At 41.6% G+C, this 15591-nt stretch carries 14 protein-coding genes; 7 read left to right on the forward strand and 7 right to left on the reverse strand.

The features are described from left to right. Positions 1-73: 73 nt before the first annotated feature. Positions 74-3310 carry an efflux RND transporter permease subunit gene (locus HWQ42_RS34365; RefSeq protein WP_292820379.1) on the reverse strand — a complete coding sequence of 1079 codons (3237 nt, stop codon included), beginning with the start codon at positions 3308-3310 and terminating at the stop codon, positions 74-76. A gap of 461 nt (positions 3311-3771) precedes the next feature. Between HWQ42_RS34365 and HWQ42_RS34370 the strand changes: the two genes are divergently transcribed. Together HWQ42_RS34370 and HWQ42_RS34375 are read left to right on the forward strand one after the other, a co-directional pair. Then, positions 3772-5541, forward strand: coding sequence for an FAD-dependent oxidoreductase (locus HWQ42_RS34370; RefSeq protein WP_292820382.1), 1770 nt, complete (start codon positions 3772-3774; stop codon positions 5539-5541). A 176-nt stretch (positions 5542-5717) separates the two neighbouring features. After that, on the forward strand, positions 5718-5876 hold the full coding sequence (locus tag HWQ42_RS34375) for a hypothetical protein (RefSeq protein ID WP_334954717.1): 159 nt from the start codon (positions 5718-5720) through the stop codon (positions 5874-5876). A gap of 854 nt (positions 5877-6730) precedes the next feature. Here HWQ42_RS34375 and HWQ42_RS34380 read toward each other — a convergent pair. Continuing rightward, positions 6731-7630 (reverse strand): ferritin-like domain-containing protein, encoded by a 900-nt coding sequence (locus HWQ42_RS34380; protein WP_292820385.1) that lies wholly within the window; start codon positions 7628-7630, stop codon positions 6731-6733. A 403-nt stretch (positions 7631-8033) separates the two neighbouring features. On the opposite strand from HWQ42_RS34380, the gene HWQ42_RS34385 reads away from it, so the two are divergent. After that, positions 8034-8234, forward strand: coding sequence for a hypothetical protein (locus tag HWQ42_RS34385; protein WP_012411649.1), 201 nt, complete (start codon positions 8034-8036; stop codon positions 8232-8234). Positions 8235-8357: 123 nt separating this feature from the next. Here HWQ42_RS34385 and glnA read toward each other — a convergent pair whose 3' ends face one another. Further along, the gene (gene glnA, locus HWQ42_RS34390; protein WP_292733535.1) at positions 8358-9779 is read right to left on the reverse strand and encodes a type I glutamate--ammonia ligase; all 1422 of its coding nucleotides are present in this window, start codon (positions 9777-9779) and stop codon (positions 8358-8360) included. Between the two features lie 357 nt (positions 9780-10136). Here glnA and apcB point away from each other — a divergent pair, with 357 nt between their 5' ends. Both apcB and HWQ42_RS34400 read left to right on the forward strand, forming a co-directional pair. Next, on the forward strand, positions 10137-10646 hold the full coding sequence (apcB, locus tag HWQ42_RS34395) for an allophycocyanin subunit beta (protein ID WP_094349722.1): 510 nt from the start codon (positions 10137-10139) through the stop codon (positions 10644-10646). Positions 10647-10792: 146 nt separating this feature from the next. Beyond that, the gene (locus HWQ42_RS34400; protein ID WP_292733541.1) at positions 10793-10999 is read left to right on the forward strand and encodes an element excision factor XisI family protein; all 207 of its coding nucleotides are present in this window, start codon (positions 10793-10795) and stop codon (positions 10997-10999) included. 182 nt (positions 11000-11181) lie between these two features. On the opposite strand, the gene HWQ42_RS34405 is transcribed toward HWQ42_RS34400, so the two are convergent. Together HWQ42_RS34405 and HWQ42_RS34410 are read right to left on the reverse strand one after the other, a co-directional pair. Then, positions 11182-11472 carry a type II toxin-antitoxin system RelE/ParE family toxin gene (locus tag HWQ42_RS34405; protein WP_292733544.1) on the reverse strand — a complete coding sequence of 97 codons (291 nt, stop codon included), beginning with the start codon at positions 11470-11472 and terminating at the stop codon, positions 11182-11184. Beyond that, the gene (locus HWQ42_RS34410; RefSeq protein WP_292820388.1) at positions 11460-11804 is read right to left on the reverse strand and encodes a hypothetical protein; all 345 of its coding nucleotides are present in this window, start codon (positions 11802-11804) and stop codon (positions 11460-11462) included. The genes HWQ42_RS34405 and HWQ42_RS34410 overlap by 13 nt, the downstream gene beginning before the upstream one ends. 193 nt (positions 11805-11997) lie before the next feature. Here HWQ42_RS34410 and HWQ42_RS34415 point away from each other — a divergent pair, with 193 nt between their 5' ends. Then, positions 11998-12432, forward strand: a complete 435-nt coding sequence (locus tag HWQ42_RS34415; protein WP_292733651.1) for a DUF29 family protein — start codon at positions 11998-12000, stop codon at positions 12430-12432. Further along, on the forward strand, positions 12433-13251 hold the full coding sequence (locus HWQ42_RS34420) for a TlyA family RNA methyltransferase (RefSeq protein WP_292820391.1): 819 nt from the start codon (positions 12433-12435) through the stop codon (positions 13249-13251). It begins immediately after the preceding gene. On the opposite strand, the gene HWQ42_RS34425 is transcribed toward HWQ42_RS34420, so the two are convergent. Then, a complete protein-coding gene (locus HWQ42_RS34425) occupies positions 13248-13505 on the reverse strand; it encodes a Calvin cycle protein CP12 (protein WP_094349719.1) in 258 nt (85 codons plus the stop codon). The genes HWQ42_RS34420 and HWQ42_RS34425 overlap by 4 nt on opposite strands. A 184-nt stretch (positions 13506-13689) precedes the next feature. Then, complete coding sequence (locus tag HWQ42_RS34430; RefSeq protein WP_292820394.1) at positions 13690-15045, reverse strand: GTP-binding protein; 1356 nt, start codon at positions 15043-15045, stop codon at positions 13690-13692. Positions 15046-15591 lie beyond the last annotated feature (546 nt).

Consider the following 15591-nt stretch of genomic DNA (forward strand, 5'->3'; position numbering starts at 1 on the left):
TGTTGATTTATCAAAATTCTTTCAGATCCCCGACTTCTTAGAGAAGTCGGGGCTCTAATTATTCACGAAAAATTTACCGATTAGCTACAGTTAATTTGATAGTAGAGGATAGTTCTTCCTCCAACTCTAAATTTTGGGGTTGTTTTCGGCGCAAAATACTGTAAATTACGGGTACAAAAATTAAAGTTGCCACTGTCGCTGCTAATAATCCACCAATTACAGCACGTCCTAAAGGAGCATTTTGTTCACCACCTTCTCCTAAACCAAGAGACATTGGTAACATCCCCATAATCATTGCCCCAGCAGTCATTAATACTGGACGCAAACGGGTATAACCAGCAGCTAAAGCGGCAGAAACAGCTTTTTCTCCTATTAGACGTTGTTCATTAGCAAAGGTGACAAGCAAAATACTATTGGCAGTAGCAACCCCAATACTCATAATTGCACCCATCAAAGAAGGTACACTAAAAGTCGTATTAGTCACAAACAATATCCAGACAATTCCGGCTAAAGCATTTGGTAGTGCCATCATAATAATGAATGGATCAATCCAAGATTGAAAGTTGACTACTATTAAGCAATAAACTAATCCAATAGCAAATATCAATCCTACTTCTAATCCTAGAAAAGATGAATTCATCGTTTCTACTTGGCCTTTCACCATAATTGAGGTTCCACGTGGTAACTTCTGCTGAAATTGCCCAACTATTTTATAAATATCGCTGGCTACACCACCTAAATCACGACCTTGAACATTGGCGTAAATGTTAAATACAGGCTGTACATTGTAATGATTAACAACAGCAGGAGCTTTTCCACGTTTAGCAATAGCAATATTGCTTAAAAGTTGTGACGAGCTAGAACCGTTAGCTACAGGAGTATTCTGAATTTTTTCTAGTGAGTTAAGTTTGTACTGGGGAACTTGTACTGCTATTGGATAACTGACTCCTTTGATAGGATCAAGCCAAAAATTGGGTGATGTTTGACCACTAGAACTTAATGATGTGAGTAGATTATTGGCAACATCTCGTTGAGTTAAACCGTTACGCTGTGCTTGAGAACGATCTACATTAATACGTAGGTCTGGGGCATCAACGACTTGATGTAAATGAACATCAACTGCTCCCGGAATTTGAGCTATTTTGGTTTTAATTTGTTGGGCAATTTTGTAATTATCTCGACGATTCTTAGCTGGGCCTATGACCTGAATATCAATAGGGGCTGGTAAACCGAAATTGAGAATTTGAGTTACTATATCCGCAGGTTGGAAAAAGAAAGTTAATTCAGGAAATTGGGCAGTTAATTTTTGGCGTAGTTGTCTAACATATTGCCAAGTAGAATGATGTTTACCTTCTTTAAGACCGACAAGAATTTCCCCATCACCAGGGCCGATGGTTGCTGTGTCGCTAAAAGCCAGGTTAACTCCACCTACAGGTAAACCAATATTGTCAAGAATAATTTCTAATTCTTGCTCAGGAATAACTTGGCGAATCTCATTTTCAACTTGAGTAAAAATCTGTTCTGTCTTTTCAAGTCGTGTTCCCGCAGGAGCGCGGACATGCAACCGAAACTGACCTGCATCTACTTGTGGAAAAAAGTCTTGACCGACAAAAGGTAGTAAAACTAAGGCACTTACCCAAAAAGCACCAAACATGGCAAAAACTACACCGCGATGATTTAGAGCTTTAGCTAAAGTATTTCGATAGTTTTGGCGAAATTTATCAAATTGGCGATTAAACTGCTCATGAATCCGCCAGAAAATATCTTTTTTGTTAATTACATGACCATTACCGTTATTCTCTAGATTTTCATGTTCAGTATAAAGATGTAATTCCTTTCCAAGGAGAAACTTTGCCAACATTGGTACTACTGTCCGCGACAGTAGATAGGAAGCAAGCATCGCAAAAACAACCGCCATTCCTAAAGGCATAAATAGCGATTGTGCTACTCCTGTTAAAAAGATAATTGGGATAAAAACAATACATATTGCCAAGGTAGAAACGAAAGCCGGAACAGCTATTTGTTGTGCGCCATCTAAAATAGCTTGTTGTAGAGGTTTTCCTTGTCCCAGATTGCGGTGGATATTTTCAATTTCTACTGTGGCATCATCAACTAAAATCCCAACTGCTAGAGATAGACCTCCCAAGGTCATAATATTCAGAGTTTGTCCTATCAATCGCAGAGCAATGATAGAACAAAGAATTGATAAAGGAATGGAAATTGCCACAATTAAAGTGCTGCGCCAACTGCCTAAGAATAATAAAATCATCGCGGCAGTTAAACAAGCTGCAATCAATCCTTCGGTTAATACTCCGTGGATAGAAGCTTTAACAAATATAGATTGATCAAATAAGATTTCTAAATCTAATTCTTTGGGTAATGTAGCTTGAATTTTGGGTAGTCTTTCTTTGACTCTAGCAACAACATCTAAAGTTGAAGCACTACCACTTTTGAGAATGGTCAATAAGCTAGAACGTCGCCCATCTCGACGAACAATATTATTCTGCACTGCAAAGCCATCATGAACTTGGGCAACATCACGTATATAAATTACAGTGCCGTTAATCTGTTTAATGGGTAAATTGTTTAACGCGTCTAAGACTTGGGGACTGCTATTGAGTCGAACACTGTACTCGCGATCGCCTAATTTGGCATTGCCCCCAGGTAAGATAAGATTTTGGGCGCTGATTGCGGTTGTGACATCTGTAGCTGAAAGACCTTTGGCAAATAGCGCCTGCGGGTCAATATCTACCATAATCTGCCGAGGCTTACCTCCATAAGGTAACGGTACAGACGCACCTTGAACAGTCGCTAGCTGAGTCCGCAGAAAATTATTACCGTTATCGTAAAGTTCTTGCTCTGATAGCGATGTGCTGCTAACACTTAGCTGAAGAATGGGCACATTAGAGGCATTGTAGCGAATAATTAAAGGAGGTGTAATTCCTGGAGGTAAACCTCGAAGAATTGTTTGAGTATTAGAGGTAAGTTGAGCTACTGCTGCCTCAATTTTTGCTCCTGGTTGGAAGAAAACTTTAATGACGCTAACACCATTGAGTGATTGCGATTCGATGTGTTCAATATCATTGACAGTCGTTGTAAAAGAGCGTTCGCTCGCTGTAACGATACGCTGTTCCATTTCTTCTGGTGAGACACCACTATAAGACCAAATTACACTGACAACGGGAATATTAATTTCTGGAAAAATGTCCGTTGCCATGCGCGTAATAGTAACTACTCCTAAGACAAAAATAAGTATAGAAGTAATTACAAATGTATAGGGGCGACGAAGAGCAAGTTTAACAATCCACATTGTTTTTTAGTCTAAATTATTCTTTCTTCTTCAGTTTGTTGGTGTGATTTACACTAAAGTAAATAATTATTTAGATTTTAGTTATTCATTGCCAAATTAATACTCGCTGAATGCCTTCATTTGCAATCAGCTAGATTTAAAAGTATTAAGCTTCAGTTAATCCTGTAACTTGATAGATTTACAGTATTTTGTGTGAAATTATCTTTGCATACAGATGTGTAAAATGCAAGACCCTATACTTCACCAAAATCAATATGTAATATTTCGTACATAACTACGTTACTACCTTGTAAAGCTAGTTTTGAGGGTTCGTAGTAAGCACTTAAGTGTTTTGCTTACCCATCAATTTAAACTTGACAAAAGCTGATTTCTAGAGGTGAATTATAAACTCAGCTGATAAAAGTAGAGCCAAGGATCAACCGAAATCAGCTAGATAGCTAACCCTGGTGGAGGATTTGGTCATGGTTCATCAGACATATACAGCTGATGTCTTAGTTGTTGGTGGAGGAACTGGAGGGACTGCGGCTGCTATCCAAGCGGCGCGACGGGGAGCTAAAACCATTTTGGTAAGTGAATTTCCTTGGTTGGGAGGAATGCTAACTTCGGCTGGAGTGTCTGTACCGGATGGGAATGAATTAGAAGCCTTTCAAACAGGGTTATGGGGTGCGTTTTTGCAGGAATTGCGACAACGACAGCCTGGAGGATTAGATAATAGCTGGGTAAGCTTTTTTAGTTACGATCCCCGAATTGGGGCAGAGATTTTTGCTGATTGGGTGCAAGAATTGCCGAATCTGCACTGGATTTCTGGACAAGTACCAATAGATGTTTACCGACAAGCTGATTTGATTACTGGTGTCTGCTTTACAGATTTTGCTGTCACAGCCAAGATTATTCTCGACGCTACAGAATTAGGAGATTTATTACCTTTAGCTGATATACCTTACCGCTGGGGCTGGGAATTGCAATCTGAGTGGGGAGAACCCAGCGCCCCAGTGACTTTTAACTCTTTAACCCAGAAATATCCTGTGCAAGCGCCCACTTATGTAGTGATTATGCAAGACTTTGGTGAAGCGATAGCACCAGAAATTGCGGCTGCGCCTAACTATAATCCATCGCAGTTTATAGGTGCTTGGGATGGCTATGGAGCAGAGACATTTTTAAATTATGGACGTTTGCCTGGTGGCCTGTTTATGATGAATTGGCCAATCTGTGGCAATGACTACGGCGAAGGGGTAGAGCGGTTGATAGAGTCAGATGTATCCAGAGGTGAATTCATCCAAGAATCTCGCTGGCACAGCCAAAATTTTGCTCATTTTATCCAAAAACAGCTTGGTCGTCGCTATGGTTTAGCAGAAAAAGTATTTCCTCACACCTCTACAGCTTTTGCACTGCATCCTTATTACCGGGAAAGCCGCCGCTTGGTGGGGCTAACTACTATACGAGAACAGGATATTTTGCCGATCGCCAGAGGTAGAGTTGCATCTATATTTAATGATGCGTTCGCCCTTGGCGTTTGCGAAGCAATCGCGGTTGGTAACTACGCCAATGACCATCATTATCCTGGCGTTCAATTCCCACTGCAACCTAAATCCATCCGCTGGGGAGGACGTTGGACGGGGACTCCCTTTACAATTCCCTACAGTTGTCTAATTCCAGCCACAACAGATGGTTTCTTGGTCTGTGAAAAGAATATTTCTGTATCCCACATTGCCAATGGCGCTACCAGATTACAACCTGTGGTGATGGGCATTGGTCAAGCAGCAGGGATGGCGGCGGCGATATGTGTTGAATTAAACTGCCAGCCGAGGGATTTACCTATTAGAAAGCTGCAAACGGCTTTATTAGAAGATAATCGCTCAAAAGCGCTAATTATTCCTTTGTTTAATCTTCCTCCCAATCGTTCGGATTGGCGGCACTGGCAACTGTATTACTTAGATAACCCACAAGCCTATCCAGTTAGTGGCGATTGCCCTGACTCTGCTTTTGACAAGGCATTAATTCAGGAGAGTAACTGTTTCAAAGGCATCTTTTACCGCTTGGAACAGCAGGAATACAAATTCACTGTCACAGCACCAGCCGCATATCAAGGGCAAAGTTGGCAGCTTGTGACTTTGCGATCGCATATCGACGAGCAATTACGCGCTTATCCCCACGAACAATTAGTTACATTGTGGGGTCGTTACAATCACTCTGGTAATTGGTTATTAGTGGAACATTTAAACGGAGGATAAGAAGAGTTTATTTTCAGTAAAACAGAATACTTTTTGATGAATTGTCCGGATATTAATCAAAAAGCTAAGTATCAGTGAAGTGGAGAGTTCCAAAATAGACATCTGCTATGCGTGCTGCCATTTCACTTTTAGTCTCGAGTCTGGTGTTCGGCCCCTTAGCTTTTAACTGCCAAGCAATGGTCAATCACTTATCAACAGGGCTGCCTTCCACGCCTACTTCGGAACAGTGGCTCTCGGCGGCATCTGAACAAGCTTCAGATGATGCACCACGTCATCGCGGTAGTGGGCGCAGAGAAGTGACACAAAAAGTCCGAAATATCTATGCTGTGGTTTAACTACTGTAGGGTAATGACTCTTTCCTCAAAGGAACAGAATTACCAGAAAACACGATGTTGCGTTACCATCTCTAACACAGCTTTTCTGGCAGAGATATATACAGTTGACACACGAAAGTCTTCAGCGATCGCTTAGTATTTCAACTGCAAACTTTGTATATACTTTGTATATATAGTTGGCCCCAATCCTGCCGATCAAAAGCAAATCAATTTAAGTGCTTTGATCAATAGCATTACCAACTCCTCAAAAGCTCTACAACTGTTGCTCATATTCGGTAGAAAGCTTTGCATCTCAATCCTCAACGGCTCTAAAAATAGATGTTACTTAGGCTATCAGTTAATCTAAAGCACATCTAATTCAGACATTGTGCTTGTTGAGGAAATAGTATTAAGGCAACTTCACTTTATTCCCCAATAGATTTTCTTCTCATACATTCAGTAGCTGATGATCTACATAAGAAAGTAACCGATCTTCGCTCTGACATCTGTTTAGCGTCCTTTGCCGAAGCATAAAATCCCTTTCGTTTCATTTGTTGCTTATCTAGCGTATGGATTCGTATAAGTAGTATAGGTTTATTGCACTTGCTAACAAATCTACTATTCTTGACCTACTTTTGCCCCTTGATTCGTTCTCCTCGTAGATGGCTCCCGACAAAATAAAATAAGTGTTAAGAAGGATCTGCCAGATCATCTTAGTCTTTTTAATTATTTTACACCCAAGGCCAGATGCAAAGTTTTGCATTTGGCCTTTTTAGATGAATTTTACTTAAAGAAAAGGGAGTGGAGAGTGGGGAGCAGAGGATCAGTAAGTAAGTTTTTCCCCTCTGCCCCTCTGCCCAATGCCCAATGCCCTTTTACACCGTTGTATTCTTGCGGCTACTTTCTCTTCCTTGGATGCCGTTGAGGAACATTGGCACAAACTTCTCAATAAACATCTGTGGATCTCGCTGCCAAGCCTTTTGTGCAGCCTGAATCCTAGTAAATTGCAACTCCGGCGCTAGCAAAGTCTGGGGTAAGCGTTCCATCAAATATTGAGGGCGTTGCCAAAGCGGCATGGTCTTTGCGACTTCCACCAGGTTGGCAACTCGCCGTAGTTCTGCACCCAAGGTAATATCCATTCCTGATTCAAATGCGGCTTGTTCAATTGCGGTATATTTTCGCTTGGCTTGCTCTACTTTTTGCTGATGTTCTGGACTTTTACGCGCAAGTTCTCCTAGCCAACGATTACCCCAGCGGACATGTCCTGCTTCCTCTGGGAGAATTTTTTCAATCGTTTCCCGAATTTTGATGTTTTCTTCTGTCTGAGGTGCTTGTTTGAGTGCATAAATGTGAGCAGAGAAATACTCACAACCCCGTTTTTCGGTGACGTTAATCGCAGCAAGAGAAGAAATCACAAAATCTTCGAGGCTTTCGACTGGATCTTGTTGTTCACGATCGAGTAGGCGTTCAAATTCGTTGATATAGGAGGAACCTGGTGGCTTACCAATATTCGCTCCCAGTTCTGCCAACAAGTCAGTTAACCACATGGCATGACGAGCTTCATCTGAGATGTGATGAGACAAATCCCGCACCAGTTCCCGTGGCTGTCCATTCAGTTGTTCAATTACCTCAGTTAGGTCTTTGCAACTGCGTTGTTCACTGTAACGGTAGCGGTTGAGAGTAATTAGATGGATTTCGCGATCGCATACCACCTGTTTCAATATATCTCTCGCACTTAAAACATTTTGAAATTTACGTGGGTAGGTAACTGTCATAACTTATGTAAATTTTTGTAAATCTTTATTTAATCTAACTTAATTTTTTGCAACTGCTGTATCTGTGCCGCTTCACCCAAAAAAACGGTAAAAGTCACAAACAATAGTCATTTGAGTTGAACTTAAGTGTCAGACCTTTTAAATGTAAATAAAAGTAACGAATAAATGTTCTGTCTTGAGAGAGGTGTGTTTCTTCAGGTGAGACAACCCTGAAGCCAGATGATTTTAGCCATCAAAGGTGGCTTAGGGGGAGTTTTCCAACTTTAGGAAAAAATATCTAATATTGTCAGCAAAGGCAAACATAAATTTATGTAAAAAGTAGCCTATGTTACAGATTTTTTGCTATAGTAGTTTATAGAAAAGCCAAAAATTATATATTCACAAAATAGAGGGGACTATGGTTATGTCTATCGCAGATAAATCTCGTGCATTAATGGTGCGTGAACACCAACAAGTCAAGAATCGCCAACAATCAATGCTGATGCGTGCGGCACAAGAACTTGGTCTTCCTGAAGAAGTATCTCACTACTGGAACCCGATTCAAGGAAAAGTAGATGCTAGCAGTCGGATGATTTATGGCCCCAGCCACGCTTCTATGAGCTAAGTTTCAGGGGTCATAAGTTGGATTTTTTGATTGAATGCCTCAACTGACAAGTCTGGAAAAAAAAGCCACCCTCGACTTTAGGGTGGCAAAACTTATTACTTTTTAGTTAAATACGACTCTTCATTAAGCATCGTAATAGAGGTAAAACTCGTAGGGATGAGGACGCAGCTGTAACTGCTTGGTTTCGTTAAGCTTGTAGTCAATCCAATTTTCGATAAAGTCTTCCGTGAAAACGCCTGATTCTGTCAAGAAACCGTGATCGTTTTCTAGTGCTTGCAATGCCAGTTCTAAAGAACTTGGAGTTGAGGGAACCTTTGCAAGCTCCTCTGGAGAGAGTTCATAGATATTCTTATCTAAGGGTTCACCAGGATGGATTTTGTTCTTGATGCCATCGATACCAGCACAAAGCATTGCAGCAAATGCCAAGTAGGGGTTAGATGTAGCATCTGGACAACGGAATTCTAAACGCTTGGCTTTGGGGTTCTTACCAGATAGAGGAATACGGATAGAAGCAGAACGGTTCCCTTCAGAGTAAGCTAAGTTAACAGGAGCTTCATAACCAGGTACTAGGCGCTTGTATGAATTGGTGCTGGGGTTGGTAATTGCCAACAGCGCTGGTGCGTGTTTGAGAAGACCACCAATGTAGTACAACGCCATATCGCTCAAGCCAGCATACTTATCACCTGCAAACAGAGGTTGGCCATCTCTCCAGATGGATTGGTGACAGTGCATTCCCGAACCGTTATCGCCAAAAATCGGTTTTGGCATGAAGGTGACGGTTTTTCCGTATTTCTTAGCAACGTTCTTGATGACATATTTATAAATCATCAACCAGTCAGCCGCTTCGATCAACTTTCCAAACTTGAAACCTAGTTCGCACTGACCACCAGTAGCAACTTCGTGGTGATGCTTTTCAATGGGCACACCTAATTCTGCCATTGTCAACAGCATCTCTGTACGGATATCTTGGAAAGAATCCGTCGGTGCGACTGGGAAGTAACCTTCTTTGAAGCGTGGTTTGTAACCCAAGTTGGGTTTTTGCTCTGTACCGGCTTTACCAGAATTCCAAGCACCTTCTTCGGAGTCTAAGAAGTAGTAGCCCTCGTTAGCAGTTTGGGCAAACCTAGCACTGTCAAAGATAAAAAACTCAGCTTCAGGGCCAAAGAAGGCTGTATCACCAATGCCACTGGCAACCAGGTAATCTATTGCTTTTTGGGCAATAACACGTGGGCAACGGTTGTACGGTTCACCCGTGCGGGGGTCTTTAATACTACAAATTATACTTAGTGTTGGTACTTCCATGAATGGGTCGATCCAAGCAGTGTTGGGGTCGAGTACCATCGTCATATCCGATTCGTTGATCGCTTTCCAACCCCGAATGCTGGAACCGTCAAAAGCTACGCCATCAGTGAATGCAGTCTCATCGATTTGGTTTTGGTACAGTGTGAGGTGCTGCCAAGTCCCTACTGTGTCGATGAATTTGAGATCAATCAGTTGAATTTTTTCATCTTGAATTCTCTTCAAGAGTTCTTGGGGTGTTGTCATTGTTACTCCTTCTCTACCAATTTCCTAAAGTCAACCAGAATCTTACATTGCATCCTAACCCTGCTGATCTCAATCAGGCCGTGACACACCAGAAATATCTTAAATACTAGACATTAGCGGATTTTGTAGTTTGTGCTACAGATATCTGGATTATCAGGTTATATTAACCTTTCAGCGATCATCTGTACAAAACTGGAAAGTTCATCATATAGGGGTCAACTTTGGCATAGAATCCATAGATAGTGGATAAATTGTTTTTGTGCCGAATCTATTTTTAATAGCACAAAAGTTTACTGGTGCATAAGTGCAGCCAAATAAATATCAAACCATAAATAGCAATGATTGGGAGAAGAAGGAATGCGCGATGCGGTAACAAGTTTAATTAAGAATTATGACCTAGCGGGTCGGTATTTTGACCGGAATGCGATCGATAGCCTGAAATCTTACTTTGATAGTGGTACAGCACGAGTACAAGCGGCAGCGGCGATAAATTCTAATGCGGCTGCACTTGTCAAGCAAGCTGGTTTAAAGTTATTTGAAGAACTGCCAGAATTGATTCGTCCTGGTGGAAATTCTTATACGACTCGTCGTTATGCAGCTTGTTTACGGGATATGGACTACTACCTGCGCTATGCCACCTATGCGCTAGTTGCTGGGAACACAAATGTATTGGATGAACGAGTGCTACAAGGGCTACGGGAAACTTACAATTCTCTAGGAGTGCCTATTGGGCCTACGGTTCGCGGTATCCAAATTCTCAAGGATCTGATTAAGGAACAAGTAGCAGCCGCAGGTGTGGTTAATACTGCTTTTGTGGATGAACCATTCGATCACATCACACGCGAGTTGAGCGAGATAGATATTTAGATTTTAAGTAGGCAAGGTGTCTGCCCCGACACAAGCATAAATAGCGATCGCACTTTGGTTTAATGGAGCGATCGCTTTTTTGTTAACTCTAGACGTTGAGAAGGGCTTTATTCAAGCTTTTGCCCGCAACTAGAAAGGATTATCAGATGGATAAGCTAGCTCGGTATCGTGAAATTATTCGTCAGTTGATATTTGACTATGCTAGTCACAAGCCTGCTAACGGTCAAATAGAGACAGAAGCAGTCATTGACTCGGAGCGAGAACACTACAAGGTGTTACATGTCGGTTGGGATGGTGTGCGCCGCGTACACGGTTCGGTGGTACATATAGATATTATTAATGATAAAGTGTGAATTCAATATGATGGTACTTCCCAGCCAGTAGCAGAGGCATTATTTAGAAGCGGGTATTTTGCGCGAAGATATTGTCTTGGGTTTCCATCCTTATGAACTACGGTAATACACGGATTTTGCTGTATCTTAATTATTTTTAACTACTCAAGTTTCAGAACCTCAAACATTAAAATATGGCGTTTTTAATGAGGTCGATTTTCTCGACCATGATAGACAGGCAAAACCAGAATTGTGTCGTCCTCTAAAGAGTAATGAATCACATAACCATATTTGCCAAATGGAACTATCAACTTCCGCCGTTCTGAACCATCGCCGAAAGCAGTTCCTTTGTAAGGCATATTAGCTAGGCTGAAGCCTGCCTCTCGAATTGCCTGTGCAGCTTGAAAAGCAATACTTTCATTCTGCAATTTCAAAAAATCGAACAGCCGTACAAGGTCACTGAGTGCTTCTGGTAGCCAAATTACCTTGGACATGGATACTCATGATCTGTGCCAATACTTGCTAACCACAAAGCTACCTGTTCATGTGGAATACCATCACCTGTTTCACGGTATCGCTGCAATCGACGCATATCTTCTTCTCTGGTTGCGTCATCACTGATGAAAGTCAAATCTTGTTTCTGGAGTTGCTGCCAATCCTCATTACTGAGGTTGTAATCCTCATCAAGATGTGTCTCTAGAACTTTTTTTAAAGTATCCAAGCTACCGTCTGAGGTGTTAACCCATTCCCTAACAGCCACTTTCAGGGCTTCTAAAGTGCTGTAAGCATCCAGTTGTGTGACAGTTTGCTGCCGAATATCTGTCATTGTGCTTTTTTAAGCCTTATATATGAACAATTATATAAAAAACTCTGTGCATTCCAAAAGGATAATGGTATGCAGTTGCGTAGGCGTAGCCCATCGTAGATATCGCTCTTAGATGAAACGCATTAGCCTATCTTATCTAGACTAGAACCGCCATAAGCCACAATAGAAGTTGCCGATGTTTGAGGCGCTGATTATGGAAGAATTATTAACTCTAAAAGACTTGCTTGTTAAGGGCGATGTTCAAGGAGCATTAATTATAGTTGAAGAATTAACAGAGATGAGCCGAAATGATATCATCAAGACGATTCGTAGCTATGCAGTGATTTTGCTGTTGCATCTGATTAAACAACAAGCTGAAAATCGCACGACTCGCTCTTGGGAAGTCTCTATTCGGAATTCGGTTCGGGAAATTCAGCGGGAAAACAAGCGGCGTCAAGCTGGAGGCTATTATCTTGCACCAGAAGAATTATTAGAAATCTTAGCAGAAGCCTATTTAAATGCCATTGATGAGGCTTCCTTAGAAGTAGAAGAAGGTCGTTATGAAGCCCAAGAATTAGAAAAGCTGGTTAACCAAGAAGAAATTATCAATCGTGCTTTGACTTTAATCTTACCAGGAGAGTCTAGTTAATTGGCTAAACAGCGACTCGATACACTATTAGTAGAGCTAAATTTATGTTCTTCTCGCGCCTTAGCACAACGGCTAATTCAGGCAGGGGAAGTTACTGTTAATCAGCAGTTAGTTGATAAAGCTGGTACAGAAGTTGATATTACGGCTCAAATAAATATTAAAGAGCGATCGCCTTTTGTTTCTAGAGGCGGTGAAAAACTCTCTAAAGCTTTGTCAGTATTTGCCATTCCCGTAATGGAGCGCATTTGTTTAGATGGTGGGATTTCTACTGGTGGTTTTACTGATTGTCTCTTGCAAGCTGGAGCAAAAAAAGTTTACGGCATTGATGTCGGTTACGGACAAGTTGACTGGCGGTTGCGAAATGATCCGCGGGTGATTTTGCGGGAACGCACCAATCTACGGCAACTACGACCGGATGAGTTATATGGTGCAAATGACCCGATTCCTGATTTGTCCGTGGTGGATGTATCGTTTATTTCTTTAACTAAGATTCTGCCTGCTTTGTGGCAACTAACTCAAGCTAACCGAGAAGCTGTATTGTTAGTCAAGCCCCAGTTTGAAGTCGGCAGATCCCGTGTGGGTAAAAAAGGTGTTGTGCGCGATCCAAACGACCAAGCTGATGCCATTTTCCAGGTTTTGCAAGCTGCCCACGAATTAGGATGGAAATACAAAGGCTTAACTTGGTCGCCGATCACTGGCCCGGCTGGGAATATCGAATATCTGCTGTGGTTGGGAATGGACAGTGAAATACCACCACTTGATTTAGAAACAATTAAGCTAATAACGCAATCAGCAACAACTGATTTACGGAAAAGTTAAACGTCGTAGATCAAACATTCTACGGAAGCTGGATGGCGATCGCAATAATTTTCTAAAGAGGTTTTGTTTGGTTTTGCTTGTTGTTGATGAGCTTTCTCAGCTTGTAATTCTTCTACAATGTCCCAAGCTACAGCACAACCAGCAGAATCGCTCCCATCAAGCTCACAAGTTGTCCGGGCTTCAGTAATGGCTTCAGTAATGGCTTCTTCAAGATTTGCTGCCTTAGCAGTTTCAAATTTTAGGGTAGTTGTCACGATCGTTTCACCTTTAATTTACACAGATAGATATTAGGAAATAGGGAATCGTTTTATTTCCCATAACCTGTTCCCTCAATCTTGCATCCCAAATTCGGAATGTCAGTCAATTGTCAGAAGAGTTTGATAGAAGTTGATAAACACTTATAAACGGTAACAAAAGCTTAATAAATCTTATTTATTCTCAATATTTTATGCCTAACTCTTGTCGCAGACGATACAGAATTGTATTCTGGTCAACTTGAGATAAAATTTCTTGAATGACACTGCTAGCGCCTAATTGTCCCCAAGTGCAGCCTTTTTCGAGATATACTTGAGCGGCTTTGCCAACAGAGTACGCACCATAGCCGGCGATACCAGCTTGAGCGATCGCACTGCCAGCAAAAGCAGTAATATTGCTGGGATTGTCACCACTAGTTATTGCTGCCGTACTTTTACTTAAACCTAAAATAAAACTACTACCTAGTTCTCCAAGTAGTAAACCACCAGAACTAAATAAAATCGTTTTTAAAATTTTCCCGGCTTCATAGCTAGTCATCGGCAAACCATACAATCTAGCGAGAGCGCGAATTAAAGCTAAATCAGCAACAGTTCCGCCAAGGATATCTAAGAAGGCGATGGGATTGAGCATTACTGCCAAAGCTTTGTATTTGGTAAATTGCCAGATGATATCTTCGGCTTCTTTTTCGCGTAAATCGATGGTTTTTTGAGCGATCGCGGCTTCTGCATCCCGTGCTTGGATCAGTGCATTTAAAGCCAGAAGCGATCGCCCTTCCCGATTGAGAATATTCAGAATTGTCTCTTTAAGTTCGTCTACTTGCGGTGGTGGTGTTTCCCATTCATAACTGATACGCTCATCAGTCCACTCAACCCGCACTTCCATTGCTGCTGGCTCTGCCGCCACCATCACAATTTCATCCGGGAGTAGAGGCTTTGCTTGGGGATTCCCAGCACCCAGTTGTTGCAAATTTTGGTAAATCACGCCGCGATCGGTATCGGGGTATAAATCTATCTTGTTAAACACTAAAATCAAGGGTTTTTGTGATTGTCGCAATTCCAGCAGTGCTTGATACTCAGTACGCGTGATATCACCAGACACGACAAATAAAATCAAATCTGCCTGATGTACTACTTCTCGTGCCATATCCGCCCGTGACTCACCCGCAATTTCATCTAATCCGGGAGTATCAATTAACTCTACTAGTACCTTACCACCGGGCTGCCACCGCACGGAACGCGGCCATTGTGTGACACCATTTAGGGGCCCAGTTTGCAGAATTTTGTCTCCCAGCAAGGCATTTAAAACTGCTGACTTTCCTCGACTCACCAAACCAAAGACGGCAATTCTAATGACATTTGAATCTAGCTTGTTGAGTGTGGCGTTCAAAGCTTCCAATTCTGGTTTCACCAAACCTACCAATTCTGGGTTAGATGAAAGCTGTCCTGACTTGCGAAGATATCCATACCAAGAAAGCGCTTGTCTGAGACTGGCGCGGGCACGATTTAAGTGAGTTTCTTGCAGATTACGATAAACCGACATAATATCAACACTTCAGCCTTCACTTTCTCTAAAATGCTCATCCAATGCTCAAAACACTTACTTTCAGCATTTGATAGTAAATAATAGGTATGAATTAGTACTCATTAACCATGCTTAATTAATGCTCACTTTTTCAACCCCATGATCAGGGGAAAGAAAAGTTAAACATACTTCTCTATCTTATATCCCTAAGTTGTTGGACTAATACTCTAATAGGACATCAAAAGTCCCTAAATTTATGAGGTTGGAGATTAAGCGTTTTATAAATTTTAAGTAAAGATGTCACTAATGGATAGCTAGTACCGCAAGGCAAAATTAAAAATTAAAAATTAAAAATGAATACAGCGTAAGCATTTCATTGATTTGGAATGGGTGGTTTATTTCCGCCGTGTTGTACTAGTTTCCAAAGAGAGAGGCTAACGCCAATGTCTGCACTTAGCTCAGAGGCGGATTGGCCCTGGCCTTGTGCAGTTTTAGTTGGGGTTGAAATTCCCTCATGTAACTCTCTTCTCAACAAGAGGCTACGCTAACCTGACGCTACGCTAG

Origin of the sequence: Nostoc sp. JL23, from assembly GCF_017115065.1 — a bacterium.
In the GTDB taxonomy this organism is placed as follows: Bacteria; Cyanobacteriota; Cyanobacteriia; order Cyanobacteriales; family Nostocaceae; genus Nostoc; species Nostoc punctiforme_A.

Bases quoted from the DNA above. Each gene is read 5' to 3' on its own strand.
- HWQ42_RS34365 (WP_292820379.1), bottom strand. From the start codon at position 3,310: ATGTGGATTGTTAAACTTGCTCTTCGTCGCCCCTATACATTTGTAATT.
- HWQ42_RS34370 (WP_292820382.1), top strand. From the start codon at position 3,772: ATGGTTCATCAGACATATACAGCTGATGTCTTAGTTGTTGGTGGAGGA.
- HWQ42_RS34375 (WP_334954717.1), top strand. From the start codon at position 5,718: ATGGTCAATCACTTATCAACAGGGCTGCCTTCCACGCCTACTTCGGAA.
- HWQ42_RS34380 (WP_292820385.1), bottom strand. From the start codon at position 7,630: ATGACAGTTACCTACCCACGTAAATTTCAAAATGTTTTAAGTGCGAGA.
- HWQ42_RS34385 (WP_012411649.1), top strand. From the start codon at position 8,034: ATGTCTATCGCAGATAAATCTCGTGCATTAATGGTGCGTGAACACCAA.
- glnA (WP_292733535.1), bottom strand. From the start codon at position 9,779: ATGACAACACCCCAAGAACTCTTGAAGAGAATTCAAGATGAAAAAATT.
- apcB (WP_094349722.1), top strand. From the start codon at position 10,137: ATGCGCGATGCGGTAACAAGTTTAATTAAGAATTATGACCTAGCGGGT.
- HWQ42_RS34400 (WP_292733541.1), top strand. From the start codon at position 10,793: ATGGATAAGCTAGCTCGGTATCGTGAAATTATTCGTCAGTTGATATTT.
- HWQ42_RS34405 (WP_292733544.1), bottom strand. From the start codon at position 11,472: ATGTCCAAGGTAATTTGGCTACCAGAAGCACTCAGTGACCTTGTACGG.
- HWQ42_RS34410 (WP_292820388.1), bottom strand. From the start codon at position 11,804: ATGACAGATATTCGGCAGCAAACTGTCACACAACTGGATGCTTACAGC.
- HWQ42_RS34415 (WP_292733651.1), top strand. From the start codon at position 11,998: ATGGAAGAATTATTAACTCTAAAAGACTTGCTTGTTAAGGGCGATGTT.
- HWQ42_RS34430 (WP_292820394.1), bottom strand. From the start codon at position 15,045: ATGTCGGTTTATCGTAATCTGCAAGAAACTCACTTAAATCGTGCCCGC.